Annotated in this window: 17 protein-coding genes; 7 read left to right on the top strand and 10 right to left on the bottom strand. The window is 45.1% G+C overall.

The genetic code is table 11. The features are described from left to right. The 7 genes from Q4549_RS15430 to Q4549_RS15460 all read right to left on the bottom strand — a co-directional run bounded on the left by Q4549_RS15430 (position 1) and on the right by Q4549_RS15460 (position 8,313). Entirely contained in the window at positions 1-213 is a 213-nt protein-coding gene (locus Q4549_RS15430; protein WP_303553360.1) for a DUF5908 family protein, read from the bottom strand. A gap of 2 nt (positions 214-215) precedes the next feature. Then, entirely contained in the window at positions 216-698 is a 483-nt protein-coding gene (locus Q4549_RS15435) for a phage tail protein (RefSeq protein ID WP_303553359.1), read from the bottom strand. Between the two features lie 38 nt (positions 699-736). Beyond that, a complete protein-coding gene (locus tag Q4549_RS15440; RefSeq protein WP_303553358.1) occupies positions 737-1,195 on the bottom strand; it encodes a phage tail protein in 459 nt (152 codons plus the stop codon). Between the two features lie 39 nt (positions 1,196-1,234). Continuing rightward, positions 1,235-2,725 carry a phage tail sheath C-terminal domain-containing protein gene (locus Q4549_RS15445; protein WP_303553357.1) on the bottom strand — a complete coding sequence of 497 codons (1,491 nt, stop codon included), beginning with the start codon at positions 2,723-2,725 and terminating at the stop codon, positions 1,235-1,237. Positions 2,726-2,737: 12 nt separating this feature from the next. After that, positions 2,738-3,604, bottom strand: coding sequence for a hypothetical protein (locus tag Q4549_RS15450; protein ID WP_303553356.1), 867 nt, complete (start codon positions 3,602-3,604; stop codon positions 2,738-2,740). Then, complete coding sequence (locus tag Q4549_RS15455) at positions 3,601-4,173, bottom strand: DUF4255 domain-containing protein (protein WP_303553355.1); 573 nt, start codon at positions 4,171-4,173, stop codon at positions 3,601-3,603. Before Q4549_RS15455 ends, Q4549_RS15450 begins: the two co-directional genes overlap by 4 nt. 618 nt (positions 4,174-4,791) lie before the next feature. Further along, complete coding sequence (locus tag Q4549_RS15460; protein ID WP_303553354.1) at positions 4,792-8,313, bottom strand: hybrid sensor histidine kinase/response regulator; 3,522 nt, start codon at positions 8,311-8,313, stop codon at positions 4,792-4,794. 255 nt (positions 8,314-8,568) lie between these two features. Between Q4549_RS15460 and Q4549_RS15465 the strand changes: the two genes are divergently transcribed. From Q4549_RS15465 to Q4549_RS15490, 6 genes are all read left to right on the top strand, one after another. Further along, positions 8,569-10,368, top strand: a complete 1,800-nt coding sequence (locus Q4549_RS15465) for a DUF294 nucleotidyltransferase-like domain-containing protein (protein ID WP_303553353.1) — start codon at positions 8,569-8,571, stop codon at positions 10,366-10,368. Between the two features lie 8 nt (positions 10,369-10,376). Continuing rightward, a complete protein-coding gene (locus Q4549_RS15470; RefSeq protein WP_137673839.1) occupies positions 10,377-11,009 on the top strand; it encodes a 3'-5' exonuclease in 633 nt (210 codons plus the stop codon). Positions 11,010-11,166: 157 nt separating this feature from the next. Further along, on the top strand, positions 11,167-11,973 hold the full coding sequence (locus Q4549_RS15475; protein ID WP_303553352.1) for a family 16 glycosylhydrolase: 807 nt from the start codon (positions 11,167-11,169) through the stop codon (positions 11,971-11,973). A 288-nt stretch (positions 11,974-12,261) separates the two neighbouring features. Next, entirely contained in the window at positions 12,262-14,214 is a 1,953-nt protein-coding gene (acs, locus tag Q4549_RS15480) for an acetate--CoA ligase (RefSeq protein ID WP_303515781.1), read from the top strand. A 158-nt stretch (positions 14,215-14,372) separates the two neighbouring features. Further along, the gene (locus tag Q4549_RS15485) at positions 14,373-14,738 is read left to right on the top strand and encodes a rhodanese-like domain-containing protein (RefSeq protein ID WP_303553351.1); all 366 of its coding nucleotides are present in this window, start codon (positions 14,373-14,375) and stop codon (positions 14,736-14,738) included. 298 nt (positions 14,739-15,036) lie between these two features. Next, the gene (locus Q4549_RS15490) at positions 15,037-15,801 is read left to right on the top strand and encodes a glycosyltransferase family 25 protein (RefSeq protein ID WP_303553350.1); all 765 of its coding nucleotides are present in this window, start codon (positions 15,037-15,039) and stop codon (positions 15,799-15,801) included. Between the two features lie 94 nt (positions 15,802-15,895). On the opposite strand, the gene Q4549_RS15495 is transcribed toward Q4549_RS15490, so the two are convergent. Together Q4549_RS15495 and Q4549_RS15500 are read right to left on the bottom strand one after the other, a co-directional pair. After that, positions 15,896-19,075 (bottom strand): efflux RND transporter permease subunit, encoded by a 3,180-nt coding sequence (locus Q4549_RS15495; protein WP_303553349.1) that lies wholly within the window; start codon positions 19,073-19,075, stop codon positions 15,896-15,898. An 8-nt stretch (positions 19,076-19,083) separates the two neighbouring features. Next, a complete protein-coding gene (locus Q4549_RS15500) occupies positions 19,084-20,322 on the bottom strand; it encodes an efflux RND transporter periplasmic adaptor subunit (protein WP_303553348.1) in 1,239 nt (412 codons plus the stop codon). A 178-nt stretch (positions 20,323-20,500) separates the two neighbouring features. Here Q4549_RS15500 and Q4549_RS15505 point away from each other — a divergent pair, with 178 nt between their 5' ends. Further along, a complete protein-coding gene (locus tag Q4549_RS15505) occupies positions 20,501-21,142 on the top strand; it encodes a TetR/AcrR family transcriptional regulator (RefSeq protein ID WP_303553347.1) in 642 nt (213 codons plus the stop codon). Between the two features lie 9 nt (positions 21,143-21,151). Here Q4549_RS15505 and Q4549_RS15510 read toward each other — a convergent pair whose 3' ends face one another. After that, positions 21,152-21,994 (bottom strand): AraC family transcriptional regulator, encoded by an 843-nt coding sequence (locus Q4549_RS15510; RefSeq protein ID WP_303515793.1) that lies wholly within the window; start codon positions 21,992-21,994, stop codon positions 21,152-21,154. Positions 21,995-22,031: the final 37 nt, after the last annotated feature.

The raw sequence follows: 22,031 nt of genomic DNA on the forward strand, positions 1-22,031 counted from the left end.
TTAACGCTCACTTTGCTTCTTGATTTGCTGAGCAATAGCACGGTCACAATAACGTTGCGTTTGCGTCAATATGTCATCTTGTAGTTGTTGTTTTTGCTTTTCATCCCAGCTGGTAGAACGAAGTTCATCCCTTCCTTCACTAAAGGTTTCCGGCTTATCGGGACTGTTATCGATACTAGATTTAATCACTAACTGTTTTATTTCGATTGCCATAACTAAACTATCCTGGTTAAGCCAGAGTATTTCAGCTCAATGGTTTCTAGAGCTACTTCATTTTTAGTGGAGTTAAACGCATCGATTTTCCATGCAACTGGCAGCGCATTATTGAACATCCAAACCCGAAGCGGATCTCTATCACCGTTCATTAACATTACAATTAGCGGCATAGAAATAGTTTGCACTCGGTAGTCAAGATCAAAAACACTTTGGCACCACATGACTAACGGAGATGTTATAGGGGCGAGCCCTCGTTTAAGCACTAAGTTAGGGTGTTTAACTTGCCCCAAGGTATAGTTGACTGTATTAAAACCACCTTCGTTTTGGTCTTCTACACTCACACTTGCCTCTATACCCGATACTTCCTGAAAAGAGGTATCGGTTAAACCCAATGAGCAACCTAGAATCACTTTAAAATTAAACGCCGACGGCGGATAGTCGCCCATCCATAACGCATCTTTTAAACTCGATCCAATGCTCATTGTGTTAGTCCTTGAAAGTCAGCACTTTGCTAATAGTTTTAGCTATTAGCGATGGTTACGCCTTCGTGGGCAATTTCGATGGTTTCTATCGCCACTTCGTTACCGTCTGACTTTAAGTCGGTGCCTGTAATTTTGGTTGGCCAAGCATTTTCTAGGGTCCACACCATAGTGGGGGCCCCTGTTTCATCCAACAAGCTAATGGTTATTGGCACCCGTTTAATGGTGTTCATTTTTATTTGGCTAAACCAATCCCAGAATTTGTTATCCGATTTATAGACACCTTTTTTCATGGTGACATTGCCGGATTTTTGAATACCGGGCATTTTTACCGTAGAAAACTTTTTGCTATCACCTGCACGATATTCAATAACCTGAGCTTCGACATCTAAGCCAGATACTTCTTGAAACGCCATTACTTCTGAATCCCATTTAACTTGGAAGTAAAATTTTGAGATTGGCCATACTGTTTGCGACTGTGCGCTACCGTCATCTGCCATGATTTATTCTCCTAAATTAGTTAATACTTAACGCTAGCGTTATGATTTTTGCATTTGCTGTTGGAAAGTAATTTCAATAAATTCTGCTGGGCGAGTAATAGCGACTAGTACGGTAATCTTTAGAATCCCTTCTAAGATATCTTCTCCAGTCATGGTTTCACCTAAACCAACATGTACGCTAAAGGCATCAGCAGGCACAGCACCGGCTAAACCGCCTCGCTTCCAAATGCCAGTTAAAAAGTTTGAGATCATGCTTTTAATAGTGACCCAAGTTTGCGCATCGTTTGGCTCAAATACATAGGCTTTAGCCGCCAGTTTTACTGATTGCTCTAGCATTATCATGGTGCGACGTACGTTAACGTAACGCCAATCTAGGCTGTTACCATCTAAAGTACGAGCCCCCCAAACTAAGGTGCCTTCGCCAATAAATGAGCGAATAGCGTTAATTGACTTACCATTTACGTCTACGTTTAGACTTTCTTGTTCTTCGTCGGAAATTTCGAAAGCTGGCGATGTGACACCAAGTACACCAATGTTTGCTGGGGCTTTCCATACACCACGAGCGTTATCTGTCATGGTATATAAACCAGCCATCGCACCTGACGGTGGAATTAAATTAAGCTGGCTACAAATTTCTTTAATTAATGCAGGATAGGTAATACACGACGCTCGTAACGCTTTGTCTATATCCACCGGCGTTGGGTCTTCTTCAGCGGTTTCTGTCGCCGTCAGTCCAGCGAGCATTTTACCAATGTCAGACGTGGCATCAGGCGTGCCGAGCTCGTCATTTAAGGCTGCTTGTAATGCGGTTTTACCCTCATCATTTAAAAAATTAAAGTTAACGTCTGAATCACTAAACAAGGTGCTATTAACCCATGGGAAATAGGCTGCGCCAAAATCACCTATTTCCTTATTTGGCACACCTGCCCTAAACGCTGCAACGCTGTCTTCTTTATCTTGAAAGCCGTTATGTACATCAAGCAATGCAAAGCGGCTACGCATTTTACTGCCACAATGCATCAGCATTTGTTGCTGAACGGTGTAACAGTCGGCAGCTGCTAGGCTTACAGCATCGGGAATAACCACCATGGTGGGCTCTTGCTCTTTAATCAAGGTGGTTATTCCAGCTAACATGGCATCTTTAGCTAAGTCAGTGACGTAATCACCTACCGATACGATGTAACAGGGACCACCACCATTTAAAAAAAACATTTGCATGCTTTGGTATAAACGGTACTTGTTACCACTCGCTTCCACTGTGTAATGTTTTTCACCCAAAGACATATCAGCACTTACTGCGTCCGCCGCTGTGGCAAAATCAAATTGCAAGTTTGGGCCTAAACCAAAAACATTATGAAATTCGGCCATTGAGGTAACTCGAATCGGCTTATTTAATACCGATTTATTATTTTTGCTGGCGGTTTGGGTATAGCCAATAAATGCAGGTACCGCTGTTGCCACTTCCACTACAGAATTTGGAAACGCATTTTTTTCGACAATATACACACCGGGAGTTTTCATGTTTCCCATGTCATTTTCCTTTTATAGATCCACTATTATTTCTGAGGCTTTGGTCTTCTTTTCTGCATCAAGGTAGATGTAGCAATTTGAAGCAGGTACTGCAGGTAAGCGGTTCATTACGACTTGCTGAAAGCGCGAACCATTTTCTTTTAACTGAAACTTATGTGGCCAAGGCTGCTGCATAACAACTGGCTGCTTTGACAAGAACACCACGGAACTGCGCTGAGCGATGCTCTCACTTACCACTTGATTAAACTCAATGTCGCCGCTGCTGTCGTTAATCTCTAGGTGTTGATATTGCTCAGCGCCAAATATCAAATACTTGAGCTGGCAAGCAATGCTAGCAAAGCAAACTCTATAATCACTTAATTGACCTTGTACATCGGCAATGAGCTTAGCTAAATCAAAATGAATAATGACGTCAGGAGTGCGACTTAAACGCGGCAAACGGTGCTCACCAATTAACTGGCGAACATCAGTTACGCTAATCAGTTCTGCTGAACTGGCCCTATCACCAATATGTAGCTGACGGTGCTGTTGACTAATCTGTAAGTTATTCAGCCACAAACAGTTTTCGCCAGGCTTAAGACTTAGTTCGCTGTAGTTTAAAAAGTTAGGGTCGTTCAAATAGGCATATATAAGCAAATCAGCATCGTTTACCTGTTTAGGCTTAGCACTTTCTTCAATCAGCATGGGCAATACTTCTAAGCCATGATCATTAACCAATAGCTCAAAGCCATCCGCTAGGGGTTTAAACAATAGTTGGCAGTTATCTGCTGTAACTCGACTCATCGCCGACAGCTCGAAGTCTAAACCGGTAAAAAGCTTATCCTGCTGATATTGGTGTTCGCAGCTTAGTGATAACAATCGAGAGTATGTAAGGCTCATAATCCTCCCACATCGCTAGCTGGAGTAGTGGCGGGGCGCAGGCGCCCGCTAATATGACTAGTATCCAACGGTATCGCACGCACTTTGTAGAAAATAGAGGGTTGGCAGTGTTTGCCCAACAAACTCCAAACATGGCTTTGTTCCGACAAGTTTAAGTTTTCTATTTCCCACACTAATTTGTCTATATTGTTGGGTAAGGTTGGACAGTTACTACGATCAAACACCGATTGATGATGATAAAATTCGGCACATTCCGATAACAAGCGCAAACCGTGTTGATAACGTTCATTTTCAAAGTTAGCCGCTAGTAATACATACAAATTCAAATGCAAAGCTTGCTTGGAATAAGCTTGAGCACCTGACAACACTCCTTGCTTCGAGTTTACGTAGGCGGGATCCTTTTCAATGCTCACTAAGCTGAGCACCATTTTATTGGTGCAGCTCGATTGTGCCTTGCCTGCGACATCTTGAACGTTTGACAACACAGCCATGTCTTCATCCAACTCAAAGCGGCGTGCTAAATGTTCATTAAGCAATGTTGTTGTTAAGTTTAAGGCTTCGCCTATCAACTTGAATTCCCTTCCAATGAAACCTATCCATTACGTTTGATAAAAATCAGCTAAGCATGCATTCCATCGCAAGCTCTTTATCTACGGATTCAACGACCAAACGACCAACAAAAAATTAACAAAAATATTTATAACAAAGCTTAGACACAAAAAAACAAAAACAAAAAATAAATTTAATATAATTATTTATTACAATAAGAATGCTATAGATAAATTTGAAACTAGTGATTAGGTATCGACATGCACTAAATAGTGTCAGGCGTGGGTATAATATCGGCCAGAATTAGCAGCTCAGATTATGCGGCGCTCACCCCTTACGTAGTGAAGATGACCAAGGATCCGAGGAGTATTCAACAAATGTACTGATACCTAGGCGAGTAAATTGAAGATAGTTTGAAAGACCAGCTAACAGATCTAAGACGGAGGCAACAGATGCAGTCATTACTAATTTGGAATGCCTTAATCTTGAGAGCAAACTACTGATTTATAATCAATATTGAAAAGTAATACTCAAACGTAAAGTCTCGATAATATCTAGATTTTGAATCACACCGGGAATCGAAAACGTCTCTCCAACAATTATCAAATAAAAATGAAGCCCTCAACAAACCCCAAGCTCTAGGTATTGGGCATAAGCCAATAATTCGCTGCTGTTTTGCTGTTTAGCAGTTGCTGGCAGAGCTTTTTCAAACGCAGTGGTCGCAACGGTTTACTCAAGTATGCGAAACCTTGGGCACGTACTCGGTCGATGAGATCAGTTTGTCTGTCAGCGCTAATCACTATGCCATGACACGATAAGCCGCGTTCGTGAATGAGTCTTTGCAGGGCTTCTAATCCAGTTTTATCAAAATCGAGGTGGTAATCGCTGAGTATTAGCTCTGGCACCCAACCGCCGTCGATCACTTCTTCGGCTACGTCTGCATCTTCACAGCAAATAACTTCGTAACCCCAGCGACTTAGTAAACTCTCCATGCCCACTAATATGTCTGGTTCGTTATCAATACACAGTACCCGCGCGCCTTGAGTGGTGGTAATTGCATCACCTTCAGGTTTCACTTGCTTATGCACGTTCAATGCCTCAACTACTGGCACCGTGATATAAAATACCGAGCCTTTACCGGGTACCGATTCCACGCCAATCGGTATCTCGAGCAATTCGGCAAAACCCTGAGCAATGGCTAAACCTAAACCCAGTCCTTCTTCTCGGGCTCTGCCAGATTTTTGTAGCTGCTGAAACTCTTCAAATATTTGCTGCTGTTTGCTTTCTTCAATACCGGGGCCGTTGTCCCATACCTCTAAACGCAGGTTGTTACCTTTACGCCGCCCGCCCAACAGTACTTTGCCATTGGGATTATAACGCAAGGCATTGGTTAAAAAGTTCTGCAATATTCGACGCAATAATTTGCTGTCACTGCGCACGGTTAACTTGCTAGCCTGCAACTTAAGCGCTACACCTTGCTGTTGAGCTAAAGGAATAAACTCTGCATGAATATGATCCAGTAAATGGCCAATTTCGAACTGCTCGGTACTCACCACTACTCGGCCAGATTCCAAGCGCGAAATATCCAGCAAATCACTGATGATTTCTTCGGCAGAATATAAGGATTTATCAATGCTGGCAGCTAAAAACTTCGCCTCTTTTTCTAACTCGGCTTCCAACAGTGAACCGGTAAACAATTTGGCTGCATTAAGCGGCTGCATTAGGTCGTGACTAACGGCAGCCAAGAAGCGAGTTTTAGATTGGTTAGCTTGCTCGGCAGAGCTAGTGGCATGTACTAGCTGCTGGTTAATTGATGAAAGCTGCTGAGTACGCTGTGCCACTCGAGCTTCTAGAATTTCATTGGCCTGTTTAAGCATATCTTCGGCTTGGCGGAAGGTGGTAATGTCACTAAATGTCATCACATAGCCACCATTAGGCATAGGGTTTCCCTGCACTTGAATCACCCGCCCATCACGGCGGATCCGCGATGATGTGTGGCTATTACCACGGCGTAAATGCTCTACCCGCCGCTCAACATGCTCTTCAATATCGCCAGGGCCACATAAACCGTTTACGGCATTATGGCGAATTAAATCTTCTATCGGCCGGCCGACTGAGATCATGCCATTAGGGAAGTCGAAGAGCTCGGTATAGCGACGATTCCACGAGACCAGTTTGAGCTCTTGATCAACAATAGCAATGCCTTGGTCAATGTGCTCAATAGCACCTTGTAGCAGGTGTTTGTTGAACTGTAAGAGTTCAGAGGCTTCTTCGGCGATAGAAGCAAACTCTTCTAGCTGAACTTGCTTACCTTGCAAGGCAGAGCCTAATACTAAACGCGCCGAAGAAGAGCCAAATACACCGCCTAACATACGCTCGGTTTCGGCAATTAGCTCTACCGGTGCTTGCTGGTTTGGGTTTAACTCTACGCCACGTGAGGTGGCATATTTACCAAAGGCATCACTAATACGTTGGGTGCCCAAAAAGCGCGACGCCAGCATGTGTAACTCTTCTACGCTCACTTTCGATTGGTAGAGCGCGCCAGCGTCATCGCTCTTACCCGGTTGTCCAACAAAGTTACTGGCTTGCAGCCACTCTGATACCGCTGGGCTAGATAGCTTAGAAATTAAAATGTAGGCCGACAAGTTTCCTAACAAACTCAGTAATATGCCCCAGTTTTGATTAGAGATAAGCGCATGGCCCTGTAACTGCGGCGCACTTAACCAATCGGCAATCCATTGATTAAAAATAAGTGGGTTCAAACTATCGGTCATATTTAGCAGGTTGAGCAACCACAAGCTCATTCCCACTAACAAACCGGCATACACGCCAGTGCGATTACCTTCGCGCCAGTACAAGCCAAAAATTAGAGGTATAGCCAGTTGGGCAATGGCGGCAAAAGACAAAAAGCCAATATCGGCAAGATTGCTAATCTCACCCAACATTAAGAAGGTGCCCCAGGCCAGTAGTAAAATGACTAAAATGGTGGTTCGACGCACGTTTAGCAGTAATTCACTAAACTGGGCAAAGTTACGGCGGCTTAAGCCACCTTGTTTAAGCAGTAGAGGCAGCACTAAATCATTGCTCACCATAATCGCCAAAGCAATGGTAGACACCACCACCATGCCGCTTGCGGCTGAGGTGCCACCTAAAAAGGCCACCATACCCAATATGTTTTGGCCGGCCGCCAATGGCAAGCTAATCACGTAGTTATCGGCAGGGGTATTGCTCGGTAACAAGTAGTCACCCGCAAAGGCGATGGGCAATACAAAAATGGCCAACAGCACTAAGTAAGTTGGGAATAACCAGCGAGCCGTTTTTAAATCATTAACTTGGTTGTTTTCAACCACTGTCACGTGGAATTGTCGGGGCAAACAAATCACCGCCGACATAGCCAGCAAGGTTGCCACAATCAAATCGCTAACATCGGCAAAGCTAATCTCTTGCCACTTAAGAGTGAATGACTCACCCACAGCCTGCTGAGCATCGAGCGGTAAGTCCCAGAGTATTGATACAGCCAGCAAGCCAACGCATACAAAGGCCACCAGCTTTACTAGTGATTCGAACGCAATCGCCACAATTACCCCACGGTGGTGCTCGGTGGCATCAATATGACGAGTGCCAAATAACATAGTAAATATCGCCAGAGCGATACTCACAAATAAGGCGATTTGCGAACTGCTGCCTTTACCCACCGCTTCGCGCATGGCTTCGCCACCAAACAGATCCAAGCCCATAACAATGGCGCGGAGTTGCAGGGCGATATAAGGCAATACACCAATGATACAAATCAGTGAGATGACCACTGCTAAGGTTTGAGACTTACCGTAACGTGCCGCGATAAAGTCGGCAATGGTTGTGATATGCTCGCGTTTGGCGATCAAAACCACTCGCGCAAGCAGCTTCCAACCAAATATAAATAGCAGCACAGGGCCAAGATAAATGGGAATAAAGGACAGGAAGTTTTCGCTGGCCTGCCCCACCGTGCCGTAAAAGGTCCACGAGGTGCAATACACTGCAATAGAAAAACTATAAAACGCGGGTTGCCAGCGTAAGCGAGCACTAGAGTTTTGATCGGTATAGTAGGCAATAACAAACAATAGCCCTAGGTATGCCAAAGACAAGGGAATCACTAACCAACCTTCACTCACTATCTGCATCTAAAATCCGTTTCCTAGACTTTCATTTTCCAAAATGATTTATTACTGATCATCTACCGCAAATTAACGATAGAACCGCCCAATTTCATGAGTCACTTAGAGTAAGCATCTGCATTCTGTTCGAGTGCTCAATCAGCCCACTTTACTCTGTTAAACCCGTGTTGTGAGCACGTTTAGACTAAAGTCGCCTTGGTTACGTTAGCAAAAAAGAACAAGCTTAACTGTGATTAATTTACCGAACTGCTAGGTGAGGCAATGAGCTCAGACTTTAATTTTCAGCACCCGCCCTTTGATCAGCTTGAGCCTAAGCAGCGTGACCTTGTGTCTAGCAACCTAGATATTCATTATTTTCAAAGCCAGCAAAAAATTGTTACTGCGGGCGCACTCGCCGCCGACTTATTCATTGTAATAAAAGGCCAAGTAGAAGAGCGTGCCGACAATAATGATGAAGTATTTGCCCACTACACCGTAGAAGACTGGTTTGATGTTCGCTCACAATTTGGCGGCTACGCCAAACACGATTACATCGCCCTAGAAGAAAGCCTTTGTTACGCCCTTCCCAGCCAAATATTTCGCCAACTGGTGAGTGAAAACAGTGACTTTGGTGATTACTTTCAACGAGATTTAGCCACTCGCCATCAATTGGTTGAATCGCGCGAAGGTAACAAAAACCTGGCCGAATTTATTCTTACCACTATTGATGAACGCAATGTGCAGCCCGCAGTTGTGATAGAGGGAGAAACTTCGCTACAACAAGCCACTTTAATTATGCGCGAGCAAAAATTGGAATCACTGCTGGTGAATCACGATGGCTGTTTTGGCATGCTAACCGGTACCGATTTACTGCACGCAGCCGTACTAGTGCAGCAATCTTTAGACACGCCAGTTTGTCAGTTAGCTAACTTTAATTTGATTAGCGTAAACAAAGGTGACTTTCTATTTAACGCCATGCTGCTAATGACTCGCAACAGCATTGAACGAGTAGTGGTGAAGGATAAGCAGAAGATCATTGGCATACTCGAAATGGCCCACCTGCTTAGCCTGTTCTCTACCCATTCACACGTATTGGCTCTGCGCATTGCCCGCGCCTCTACCATTGAAGAGCTGAGCGAAGCCGCACATACCCTCAATACTTTGGTAGAAAATCTGTGTAACAACGGTATTCGAACCCTGTTTATTATGAAGCTGCTAGCCACCATGAATGAGCAGATTATTAGCCGCGTATTTGAGCTAAGTATTCCCCAGCAACATCACAACCATATTTGTTTAATGGTAATGGGCAGCGAAGGCCGCGGAGAACAGATAGTAAAAACTGATCAAGACAACGGCTTGGTGATAGAAGATGGCTACGACTGGCCAGAGAAACAACAGCAGCTTAATCAGTTTAGCGAATACTTGCTTGAATTAGGCTACCCGCCCTGCCCTGGCAACATAATGGTGAACAACACACAATGGGTGCAGCAGCAAAGCCAATGGAGCCGAACCATTGCTAAATGGATAGAAACAGGCCACGGCGATGCAATGATGAACCTAGCCATTGTGATTGACGCCCACGCCATTGCCGGTAATAAAAGCCTACTGCGGCGTTTGCGAAAAGACTTAATGGCACAAATGGCTAATCGCAGTGTAACCCTGGCGTTTTTTGCCCAGCCGGCCCTTAAGTTTCATACTCCTTTAACCTTGTTTGGCAATATCAAGTCTAAACAAGCAGGTTTAGATATTAAAAAAGGCGGTATTTTCCCCATCGTACATGGCGTAAGAGCGCTCGCCTTAGAGGGCTCGATAGCCCCCACCAATACCCTTGAGCGAATCGAACAACTCGCCTTGCTAAAAGTGCTAGACGAAGATACCGCTGCTAACCTTAAAGAAGCTTTACTGTTGTTCTTTAAACTGCGCATCCAGCAACTATTCCCAGTAGATGAGAACCAAGATTATCACGTACTAAAAGTAGACCAACTTAATCATAGCCAACGGGATTTATTGCGCCATGGTTTGCATGTGGTGAAGAAGTTTAAACAGTTATTAGCCCTACACTTTAATATTCGCGATTATTAGGTAGTTCGATGTTGCAACGTTTGCTTTACCAACGAAAATATCGAGATAGCCCTTTTGCCACGCTGTTTCAGTACTACCGTGGTCCAGAGTTTGTTGCCTTAGATTTAGAAACCACTAGCTTAGATACCAAGCAGGCTGACATTGTTTCTATTGGTGCTGTCATTATTCGCGAGCAGCGCATTTTGTCGAGCCAATGTTTCGATGTAAAAGTGCGCTCCACAGAGAAATTAGCCGCCGATTCGATAAAAATTCACCGCTTACGCCACAGCGATTTAGAGCAAGCGAGTCAGCTAGAAGAAGCACTGCCCAAACTGCTAGATTTTATAGGCCCAAGGCCAATAGTGGGTTACAACATAGCTTACGACCAACGCATTCTTAATCGCTTTTGTCGCCAATTGTATGGCTTTAAGCTGGTCAATCCTTTAATCGATGTTGGCCGCATGTTTGCCGACAAAGTGCATGTAGACCACGTAGGTATTAGCCCCAACTTGGACTTGGTCCATATTTGCCAAACCTTGGGAATCCCCTTGTCTGGCCGCCATCAAGCCATTGACGACGCAATTACTGCGGCAATGATTTATCTGCGGCTGCAGTTTGGCCCTCGCCCCACTCACGCAATCCCACAAGCTATCTCCGCATAAGTGCCATTTTTTGTATTAAAAATGACAAAGCATTTCATCGTTATTTCAACAAACTAGCGCTTACTCACAGGCTGAGAAAGTGACCCAATATAGCGCTGGAGAGATCCTCTTCAAGCCGCTAAATTGAGGGCAATTATTATGATGTATGGAACAATTCATGAAAAAAATCGCCCTACTCACCTTACTTTCCGCAGCCCTCTCGGCATGTGCTGTCGCAGAACAACCCAACCAAGATACACATGCACAAACCGGCGCATTAAATCGCAGCGACAAACCACTGTTTGGGGCAGAGGTTTATAGTAACGACAAAGTCTTATACGGCAAATTTGTTACTCGCATGAAGCTAGTGTCTAGCCCTGGTGTGGTATCGTCATTTTTTACCTACGATAACGAATCTTGGCAAGGCAAAGGGATCCCTTGGAGCGAAATCGACTTTGAAGCCATTGGTAAAACCCCAAACCAATTACAAACTAACTTGATCACTGGCCAAGTGAACAAACGTGTACACAGTGAAAAGAAACACAATGTTCCTCAACTTGAAGAGTTTGTTGAATACACCATCACCTGGACACCCAACGAGATTATTTGGCAAGTAGACGGAGAAACCGTTCGCCACGACAGCGGCTCTAAGCAAGTGATTGCGATGCGTGATATACCACAAAGCTACCGAATGAATATTTGGATCTCCGAAGCCATTGGCTGGGTAGGACAATTCCAAGCAAGCAGCTTACCGCTACACCAAGTGGTTGATTGGATGGAATACTACGAATACCAAGACAACGGCCAGTTTTCGCTGTCTTGGCGTGATGACTTCAACAACTTTGACGAAAAACGCTGGGGCAAAGGCGACTGGGGTTTTGATTCAAATTTAGTGACGTTCTCGCCAAACAACGCCAACATTGTTAACGGTAAGCTAGTACTAAGCCTTACCGAAGAAGGTATGCCTGCCAACTACAGCGAGTAAGCTGTTTCAAACCTCAGCCTACGCGCTGGGGTTTCTCCTTTCCCTTTTCCGCTATAACAACTCTGACCAGAAGCACTAACCATTTAGTGTTCAAGCGCCGTGAGCCGCCTCTCAGTTTGACCTCGCAACAGAAAAAATCACTTTGATTAATAAAGCATTTTACTATTCTTCACAAATAATTAACCAAAAGTCTAATTGTCGACAACCTATGTCGGTGCGAGTCTAGAACCAAATCCGAGACGTCATTGACGATATCCCGCCTCGATAAGAGGAAGCAAGGAGAGGAACATGAGTGAACAGAAGCTGTACCCGGTTAAACCTAATATTGCAGAAAGCTGCCTACTAAACGACCAACAGTACTTAGACATGTACCAAGAGTCTATTACTCAGCCAGACCAATTTTGGGGTAAACACGGTAGTGAGTTACTCGAGTGGATCAAACCGTTTAACAGCGTAAAAAATACCTCTTACGACCCAGGCCATGTCAGCATTAAGTGGTTTGAAGATGGCCTGCTAAATGTCAGCGCTAACTGTATCGACCGTCACCTAAAAGAACGAGGTGATGAAGTAGCGATCATTTGGGAAGGCGATAGCCCAGCAGAAGACAGCAAGCTCACTTACAACGAACTGTATGAGCAGGTATGTAAATTCTCTAACGCGCTAAAAGAACAAGGTGTGAAAAAAGGCGAAGTGGTATGTTTGTACATGCCAATGGTGCCAGAAGCTGCCGTTGCCATGTTAGCTTGTACCCGCATTGGTGCAGTGCACTCTATTGTGTTTGGTGGTTTTTCTCCAGAAGCCCTATCGGGCCGAATCATCGACTCAAACTCCAAATACGTGATTACCGCCGATGAAGGAGTACGTGGTGGCCGAGGCGTTCCACTCAAAGCCAACGTAGATCAAGCCTTAGAAAACCCAGATTGTGCCTTTGTTAAAAGTGTCGTAGTGCTTAAACGCACCGGAGGCTCGGTAGACTGGCATGCTGGTCGCGATGTGTGGTGGCATGAAATTACCGAGAATCAAGCTGGTGACTGCGAACCAGAAGCAATGAATGCCGAAGACCCACTATTTATTTTGTATACCTCGGGCTCAACGGGCAAACCTAAAGGCGTATTACATACCACTGGCGGTTACTTACTTTACGCCACCATGACTTTTAAATACGTATTTGATTATCACCCTGGCGACATTTACTGGTGTACTGCCGATGTAGGATGGATTACCGGCCACAGCTATTTGGTTTATGGACCACTGGCCAACGGCGCCACCACAATTTTGTTTGAAGGTGTGCCAAATTACCCTACTTCAGCACGTATGAGCGAAGTATGTGACAAACACCAAGTGACAATTTTGTACACTGCTCCCACCGCTATTCGAGCACTAATGGCGCAAGGTGACGCCGCTATCGAAGGTACCAAACGCAGCAGTTTGCGTATTATGGGCTCGGTAGGAGAACCGATTAATCCAGAAGCTTGGGAATGGTATTACCGCACTATTGGTGACGAGCGCTGCCCCATTGTAGATACTTGGTGGCAAACCGAAACAGGTGGCATTTTAATTACTCCACTACCAGGCGCCACGGCCTTAAAACCCGGTTCTGCAACTCGCCCATTTTTTGGTGTGCAGCCCGCTTTGGTTGATAACGAGGGCAATGAACTAGAAGGCGCTGCCGAAGGCAACCTGATTATTAAAGACAGTTGGCCAGGGCAAATGCGCACCGTATACGGTGACCATGAACGCTTTGAGCAAACCTACTTTTCGACCTTCCCAGGCACTTACACCACCGGAGATGGTGCGCGCCGCGACGAAGATGGATATTTTTGGATTACCGGCCGTGTAGATGATGTGTTAAACGTAAGCGGTCACCGCATGGGCACCGCTGAAATTGAAAGCGCACTGGTAGCTCACCCTAAGATTTCTGAAGCAGCCGTTGTGGGTGTTCCACACGAAATAAAAGGCCAAGGCATTTACGCTTACATCACCCTCATGGCGGGTGAAGAAGCCAGCGCCGAGCTTCACAAAGAAGTGAAAGCTTGGGTACGTAAAGAGATTGGCCCCATCGCAACCCCCGATATTTTACACTGGGCAGAAGCGCTACCAAAAACCCGTTCAGGTAAGATTATGCGCCGTATTTTGCGTAAAATTGCCACCAATGAAACCGACTCATTGGGCGATACGTCAACCCTTGCCGATCCGTCTGTAGTCGATAAGCTAATAGAAGAAAAATCTAACGCAGCCTAAGCGCTGATTAAAAAAGCCGCTAAATTAGCGGCTTTTTTGTGTATGCTGATTAAGAACTGTCCAGCTAGCGAATTTAGATCAAAATATTAAGCAAGCTGTGCCGATACACTACTGTGAACTAGACCGATGCAGAAATTAACTTCATTACAAGGAACATTATGAAGATGATTCGAATATTAAGCTGTTTATGGCTTTGCAGTATTTTCAGCATTACCGGGGCTCAGGCGACGGAACGCGCAGATACAGCTTGGCAAAATGTACTTAAACAACAAGCCCTATTGATTGATGTACGCACCGAAGGAGAGTTTTCCCAAGGTCATATTGAGCAGGCTTATAACATTCCACATACCGCAATTGCAGAGCAAATTGCTTCAGTGACTAAAGATAAGAACCAGCCAATCGTTGTATATTGCCGCTCAGGTAACCGCTCTGGTTACGCCTTGCAGGTATTACAAGCAATGGGTTATCAGCAAGTGGTAAATGGTGGTGGGCTAGACGAGATGTTAGCAGCCAAAAGCGAATAAATAACTATAATAAAACGCCGCTCTCTAACCGCTAGCGGCGTCTTATTATTTTACTTTCAACTTACTTAGCGGCCAATAATGCGACTGTTGACAATTCAGCGTACTCATTACTTTAAATATTTAATATTTCTAAAAATAGTAAATTATTAATAGTGTAATGAGCAATTTAACATCCTCCTCCACAGCAATTGTTATATTTAATTCTAATGATCTCTTATTCCGCTTACTTTCCAGTATCATCTCAAAACTGAAATGTTTACACTTTTTAAATTTATCCTCGCATGAAGTACCTACTTAGATGAAAATTTTTGTTATCAGCCTAAAACGCTCGGTAGTCCGTCGAGAAGAAATTAGTCTTCGCTTGAATGAACTAGGACTAGACTTTGAAATTTTTGATGCTGTGGACGGCTCAGAACATCAACACCCTTTGTTTAAACACTTTGATCAAGAAACCGCATTATGGCGATCTGGTATCGGGATAAATAACGGTGAGTTAGGCTGCTTTGCGAGTCATTTTAGTTTGTGGCTCCAATGTATTGAAATGAATGAACCAATTATTGTGCTTGAAGACGATGCTGTTTTACCAGATGACTTCGCAAGCTGGCTACCAGAATTTTCAAAACTTATTCCACGTTATGAATTTTTAAAAATAGGCCGAGGACTTCGATTACGTAGCCTATGGGTAGCGGGAAAATATATTACAGAGCAACAAGTTGGCGAGAGACATATCGTAAAGTATATGCGCCATAGTGAATGTGCCCATGCTTATGTTTTGAGTCCAACTGCAGCTAAACGGTTTGTCGAAAATGGTCAAACTTGGTTATGGCCAGTTGACGACTATATGGAGAAAGAACACCTTAGCAAGGTTTTGCAATATGGGTTAGAACCTCCTCTTGTTGTGCAGCGTATGAAGGATTCCGAAATTTTCAAAACCGGAGGCACTGAAGCTCGTTCTAAACGTAATTTGGTGATGAAAATAAGGCGGGAGTATTTTCGTTATAAGGATAGATGGGGCTGCAATTTTGTTAACTATTGTTATTGGCTGAAAGCCAAGTTTAACTAAACAGTTTGGTATTAACTCCTGAACGCTGATAAAACTTTATATCGAAACACCGCGACCTAATCAGTAGCGGCGTTTCTTTTACTTCCATTTCAGCTTATCTAGTTGCCAATACCTCAGCGGCGACAGGCGGAAGCTCAGCCTGCAAAGAGGGCTTTGGTGTACGCTTGGCCAGCAAGTAATAAAACAGTGGCGTGAGTAACAGTCCAAATACCGTCACACCGATCATGCCGGCAAATACCGCTACCCCCATGGCTTGGCGCATTTCGGCCCCTTCTCCAGTAGAGAACACCATCGGTACCACTCCCATAATGAAGGCAATTGAAGTCATTAATATCGGGCGTAAACGTAAGCGAGAAGCTTCTAATACGGCTTCCATCACGGTTCGACCTTGGTCTTGCAGCTCTTTGGCAAACTCAACGATCAAAATGGCATTTTTGGTCGCGAGGCCAACCAGTACAATTAAGCCAATTTGGGTGAAGATGTTGTTATCCCCGCCCCACAGTAATACTCCGCTAATCGCCGATAACAGGGTCATTGGAATGATCAGAATAATCGCCATTGGCAAACGTAAGCTCTCGTATTGTGCCGCTAACACCATAAACACCAAGATAATCACCAGCGGATAAATCAGCATGGCAGTATCACCCGACAGCTTCTGTTGGTAAGTTAGCTCGGTCCATTCGTAAGTCATGCCTATTGGTAGTGTTTCCGCCAATATTTGCTCGATAGCCGCTTGCGCTTCACCACTACTGTAACCCGGCGCTGGGCCGCCGTTAATTTCTGCGGTGGTATAGCCGTTGTAGTGCATCACCCGGTCTGGGCCTGCTACATAATCCACATCAACAAATGAGCCCAGCGGTACCATGGCGCCATCAATATTGCGTACTTTAAGCTGACTAATTTGCTCTGGCGATTGCCTAAACGATTCGTCGGCTTGCACGTTTACCTGATAGGTACGGCCAAACTTATTGAAGTCATTCACGTAGGTAGACCCCATATAAGCTTGCAAGGTAGAAAATACTTCGTCTACCGACACGCCTTGCTGCATGGCTTTAGTTCGGTCTAAATCCAAATCAAGCTGCGGAACATTAACCTGATAGCTAGAGAATACTCCTGCTAACGCTGGTGTGCCCCAGGCTCTTTGCATCACTTGCATAGTGACATTAGCCAGCTCTTCATAACCGTGGTTAGCTCTATCTTGAATTTGTAACCTAAAGCCGCCAATAGTGCCTAACCCCTGTACCGGTGGCGGTGGGAATATCGCAATAAAGGCTTCTTGGATACCGGCAAATTGTTGATTGAGCGCACCAGCAATGGCATTAGCCGACAAGCTTGGATCTTTACGTTGGTCAAAATCAGCCAAGGGCGTGAATAAAATCGCGCTATTAGGACTATTAGTAAAACCATTAATGCTTAAGCCAGGAAAGGCGACTGCGTGCTCAACACCCGGTTGCGCCAAGGCAATTTCCGACATTTGTTTCACTACCGCTTCGGTACGTTCTAGCGAAGCCGCGTCTGGCAATTGAGCAAAGGCCACTAAGTATTGCTTGTCTTGCCCCGGTACGTAACCGGTTGGCGTGGTATCAAACTGGTAAGCGGTTAAGCCTAACAAGCCTACGTAAATAATACCGACCAAGGCTGACAAACGAATGGTCTTTTTGATAATACTTCCGTAAGCATTCGCGCCTTTATCAAACACACGGTTAAACGGTGCAAAGATAAATCGACCAAACAGACTATCCATAATACGGGTTAAGCGATCCTTCGGCTGGTCGTGCCCTTTCAGCAATAACGCAGATAAGGCTGGGCTCAGTGTTAATGAGTTAATCGCCGAAATAAAGGTAGAAATAGTAATGGTTAAGGCAAACTGCTTATAAAACTGTCCGGTTAATCCCGACATAAACGCGGTAGGAATAAACACCGCTGCCAACACTAAAGTAGTTGCTACAATCGGGCCGGTCACTTCTTTCATCGCTTGTTGAGTCGCAGCCACCGGGCTTAAGCCTTCAGCAATGTTTCGCTCAACGTTTTCAACCACCACAATGGCGTCATCCACCACAATACCAATCGCCAGCACTAAACCAAACAACGACAAGGCATTCAGCGAAAAACCCATTAGGTGCATAAAGGCAAAGGTACCTACCAAAGAAACAGGCACCGCCACCAACGGAATAATCGACGCACGCCAAGTTTGCAGAAATAACACCACCACTAGCACCACAAGTAGTACTGCTTCAAACAAGGTCTTGACTACCGCCTCTATCGAGCCGCGAACAAATACCGTGGGATCGTATACCGTGTCGTAGCTCAAACCTTGCGGGAAACTCTTTTCCAGCTCAGCCATGCGAGCGCGTACGTCTTCAGATATTTGAATCGCGTTCGAGCCAGAAGCTTGGAATACCCCAATAGCAATGGCGTCTTTATTATCTAACAACGAACGTAAGGCATAGCTGCTTGCGCCAAGCTCAACTCGGGCAACATCTCTAAGCCGACTCACTTCACCGTTATCGCCCACTTTAATAATAATATCTTCAAATTCTTCGGTGGTATTTAAACGGCCTTTTACATTAATCAGTATCTGAAAATCAGATTCACCGCTAGGCTGAGCGCCCAAACTACCGGCGGCCGCTTGCTGGTTTTGCTCACGAATAGAAGCGATGATTTGATTAGGGTTAAGCCCCAGCGAAGCCACTTTATTAGGGTCTAACCAAATACGTAGGCTGTAGTCGCCAGCGCCAAACAAGCGCACCGCGCCTACCCCTTCAATACGGGCCAGTTCATCTTTTACGTTAAGCGCCGCATAGTTAGACAAGTACAACAAGTCATAACGATCTTCTGGCGAACTTAAGTGAACCACCATGGTTAAATCGGGTGACGATTTTTCGGTCACAACACCTAAGCGCTGCACTTCCAAAGGCAAGCGCGGCGTAGCCCGGTCGACCCGGCTTTGCACTTGGCTTTGTGCTTGGTCTACATCGGTGCCAATGGCAAAAGTCACCGTCAGAGTCATGCGGCCATCAGAGGTCGCCTGCGAAGACATATACAACATATCTTCTACGCCATTAATTTCCTGTTCCAGCGGCGAAGCCACGGTTTCGGCAATCACTTTAGGGTTAGCGCCCGGGTAATTTGCAGTCACTACTACGGTAGGCGGCACTACTTCAGGGTATTCGGTAATCGGCAGTTGCCACACTGCAATTGCTCCACCAATAAACATCAGCAAAGAGATAACTGCGGCGAAGATCGGCCGTTTAATGAAAAACTGAGAAAACATAAGCTAACTTATCCTTGTTGAGCTGATAACTTGGCGTTAAGACTTAACTGTTGATGCTGCTGCTCTAACAAACGCTGAGACTGACGAAGCTCCGATATGACTTCATCACTGGCCATGCTGGCAGGTACCGGGGTAACTTGCATTTGTGGGCGCACTCGTTGAATGCCGTTAACCACAATCCGCTCTGAACCAGACAAACCCTGCGACACAATTCGCAAGCCATTGATTTGCTCGCCTAATACCACGGGGCGGTATTGCACTTGGTCATTGTCGTCCAATACCAGAACAAACTTGTTATTGAGGTCAGTGCCTACCGCTTTGTTATCAATTAACACCGCTTGGTAACGGCTGCTGCCGGCAATTTGCAAACGAGCAAACATACCAGGGCGTAATTCGCCAGTTTGATTGTTAAAGCGAGCACGTAGGCGAATGGTGCCGGTTGCACCCGTTAAAGCGTTATCAATGAAGTCAATTTTACCCAAGTGTTTAAATACACTGTCATCGGCCAAGGCCATTTGCACAGCGGCAATCGAATCTTGACTGTCAGACAATGGAATCACATTGTTCAGCTCTTGGTATTTAAGAAAACTTTGTTCATCCACGTCAAAATAAGCATACATATGCTGGATAGATACAATCCGGGTTAACTGACTTGAACCTAGGTTTACATAGTTACCTTCGGTGATCAGCGCATTAGAGACCCGACCAGCGATAGGAGCGCGCACTTCGGTAAAATCTAGATCAAGGCGAGCGCGAGATAAGGCCGCGGTGATAGAGGCTACTGCCGCTGCACCTTGCTCCCTGGCAGAGAAGCGACTATCCAAAATTTCATCTGAGATAGCATTTTTCTTATTCAAGGCTTGGGCCCGTTTATAGCCTTTTTTCGCCAAATCTAAGCTACTTTTAGCGCTTACTAATTCGGCTTCTAAACGCTCAACTTCAGCAGCAAAAATACGATTGTCTATTTTAAATAGCACTTCGCCCTTTGTTACTACGCTGCCCTCATTAAACAACACTTGGTCGATATAGCCCGATACACGCGGTACCACCATTACGGTTTGCGGAGCTTGTAAGCGACCGGTGTAAAAATCTGTTTCGGTAATTTGTTCTAGCAGAACCTCTGCAACATCTACACTGGGAGGTGGAGGGGTTTGCTGAGTAGCCGCTTCGGGTTTACCGCAGCCAATTAACGATATGCTTAATGCACTTATTGCGATGATTTTTGTTAAATCAAAAACTGAAGCCATCTCTGATCCCTCAAGTGATGAATAATTGATAATTACTAGATGTTTTGTACTGCTTGGTATATTAGTTCTGAAACATGATCAAGATCAAGAACTTTTTGTACCGGTCGGTATGCATATATCTAGACAGGGCTATTTGGCTTAGCTATGATCAACGTAGAAAGTAAACCAAGGTTACAAAATGTCTCCCAAATGTTGTTCGCATATCGGTCGCCCACGTAGTTTTGATGCAGAAGATGCATTAGAAAAAGCGCTAGAGGTGTTTTGGCAAAAAGGTTACGAAGGCGCCTCACTCAATGAGCTCACCCAAGCAATGGGCATTAATAAACCCAGTATGTACGCTGCATTTGGCAATAAAGAACAACTATTTCTGCAAGCGATAGAACTCTACGAAAAACGTCCCCAAGCCTTTTTTTACCCCGCTCTCGAGCAACCCACCATTTACGATGTAGTTGATTTTATGTTGAAGGGTGCGGTGGCTAACTTAAGCGACCCAGACCAACCGCAAGGCTGTGTGATTGTGCAAGGAGCCTTATCTTGCAGCGAATCGGCCGCCACCATTAAGGAAGCTCTTAAAGCTCGCCGAGCCGAAGGCAGTATTGCCCTTCAACAACGCTTCGAACGCGCCCAACAAGAGCAAGATTTAGCCCCAGATGCTGACCCAGAAGCGCTAGCCCATTATCTTGCCACCGTTTTACAAGGTTTAAATGTGCATGCCACCAACGGCGCAAGCCAACAACAGTTGCAACAAGTGGCAGAACTTACTTTAGACACTTTTAAGCGAGTGAGTGTGGCCAAATTGGCTGCCAGCTTACAACGATAATGCTTAACGCTAAGCTTGGCTTTGCCTACGATAACGCCCCGGAGATACCCCAAAGCTTTTTTTGAAGCGGTGAGCAAAAGCAAAGCCGTCTTGATAGCCCAGCTGACTAGCGATAACGTCGATAGACCAGCGGCTTTCGCGCAATAAATAGCTGCCATGCTCTAAGCGTAAACGGGTAAGGTATTGCTTAGGACTACATTTAAACTCTTGTTGAAATAAGCGATAACAATGCGCTTCAGATACCGATAAACGCTGGGCCATCTCGCTCACCGTCCACGGATAGTGCAATGAAGAGCGCAATTGCTGCTCCAAATTATGCAACGGACTAGGCTCTTGGTTCTTCAAAGGTTTGAGCAGCTGCAATAAATAGCGTTTAAGCAATTGGGTTAACGCAGATTCCACCAGTGGGTCGGCCTTGGTTTTACCTTCCTCATCTAGCAGTAGCTTCAAACACTTATCAATATTTTGGCTGGAGTTAATCTTCATTACCTTAGCTTTTTTAGGGAAACGGTACCAAGAGATATCAGCCGAAAACTGAAACCAATTATGTCGCCAAAAATGACTCGCCAAGCTAAACGAATAATCGGTTCCTGCAGGCAGAATCACCACTTCATTGGGTCCCAAGCGTTGTCGTCCTTCTGGCGTATGCAAACTGCCAACACCCGCCATAGAAATTAAAATTGAGTGCTCTTGCGGGGCTCGCCGACTAACGAAGTACTCGCCTCGAATATAAGAGACCCCCGCTAAATTAACTTGAAGCTTAGCCAGCTCAGAAAAACGCTCGGTGGTTAAAAAGCGCTCAACGCAGGCGGGGCCTATATCAAACTTGTCTTGCCAATGCTGCTCATTCATAAATGATAGTTTTGAACATATTCTAGATAGCTTCAAT

The organism is Agarivorans sp. 2_MG-2023, from assembly GCF_030548085.1.
In the GTDB taxonomy this organism is placed as follows: Bacteria; Pseudomonadota; Gammaproteobacteria; order Enterobacterales; family Celerinatantimonadaceae; genus Agarivorans.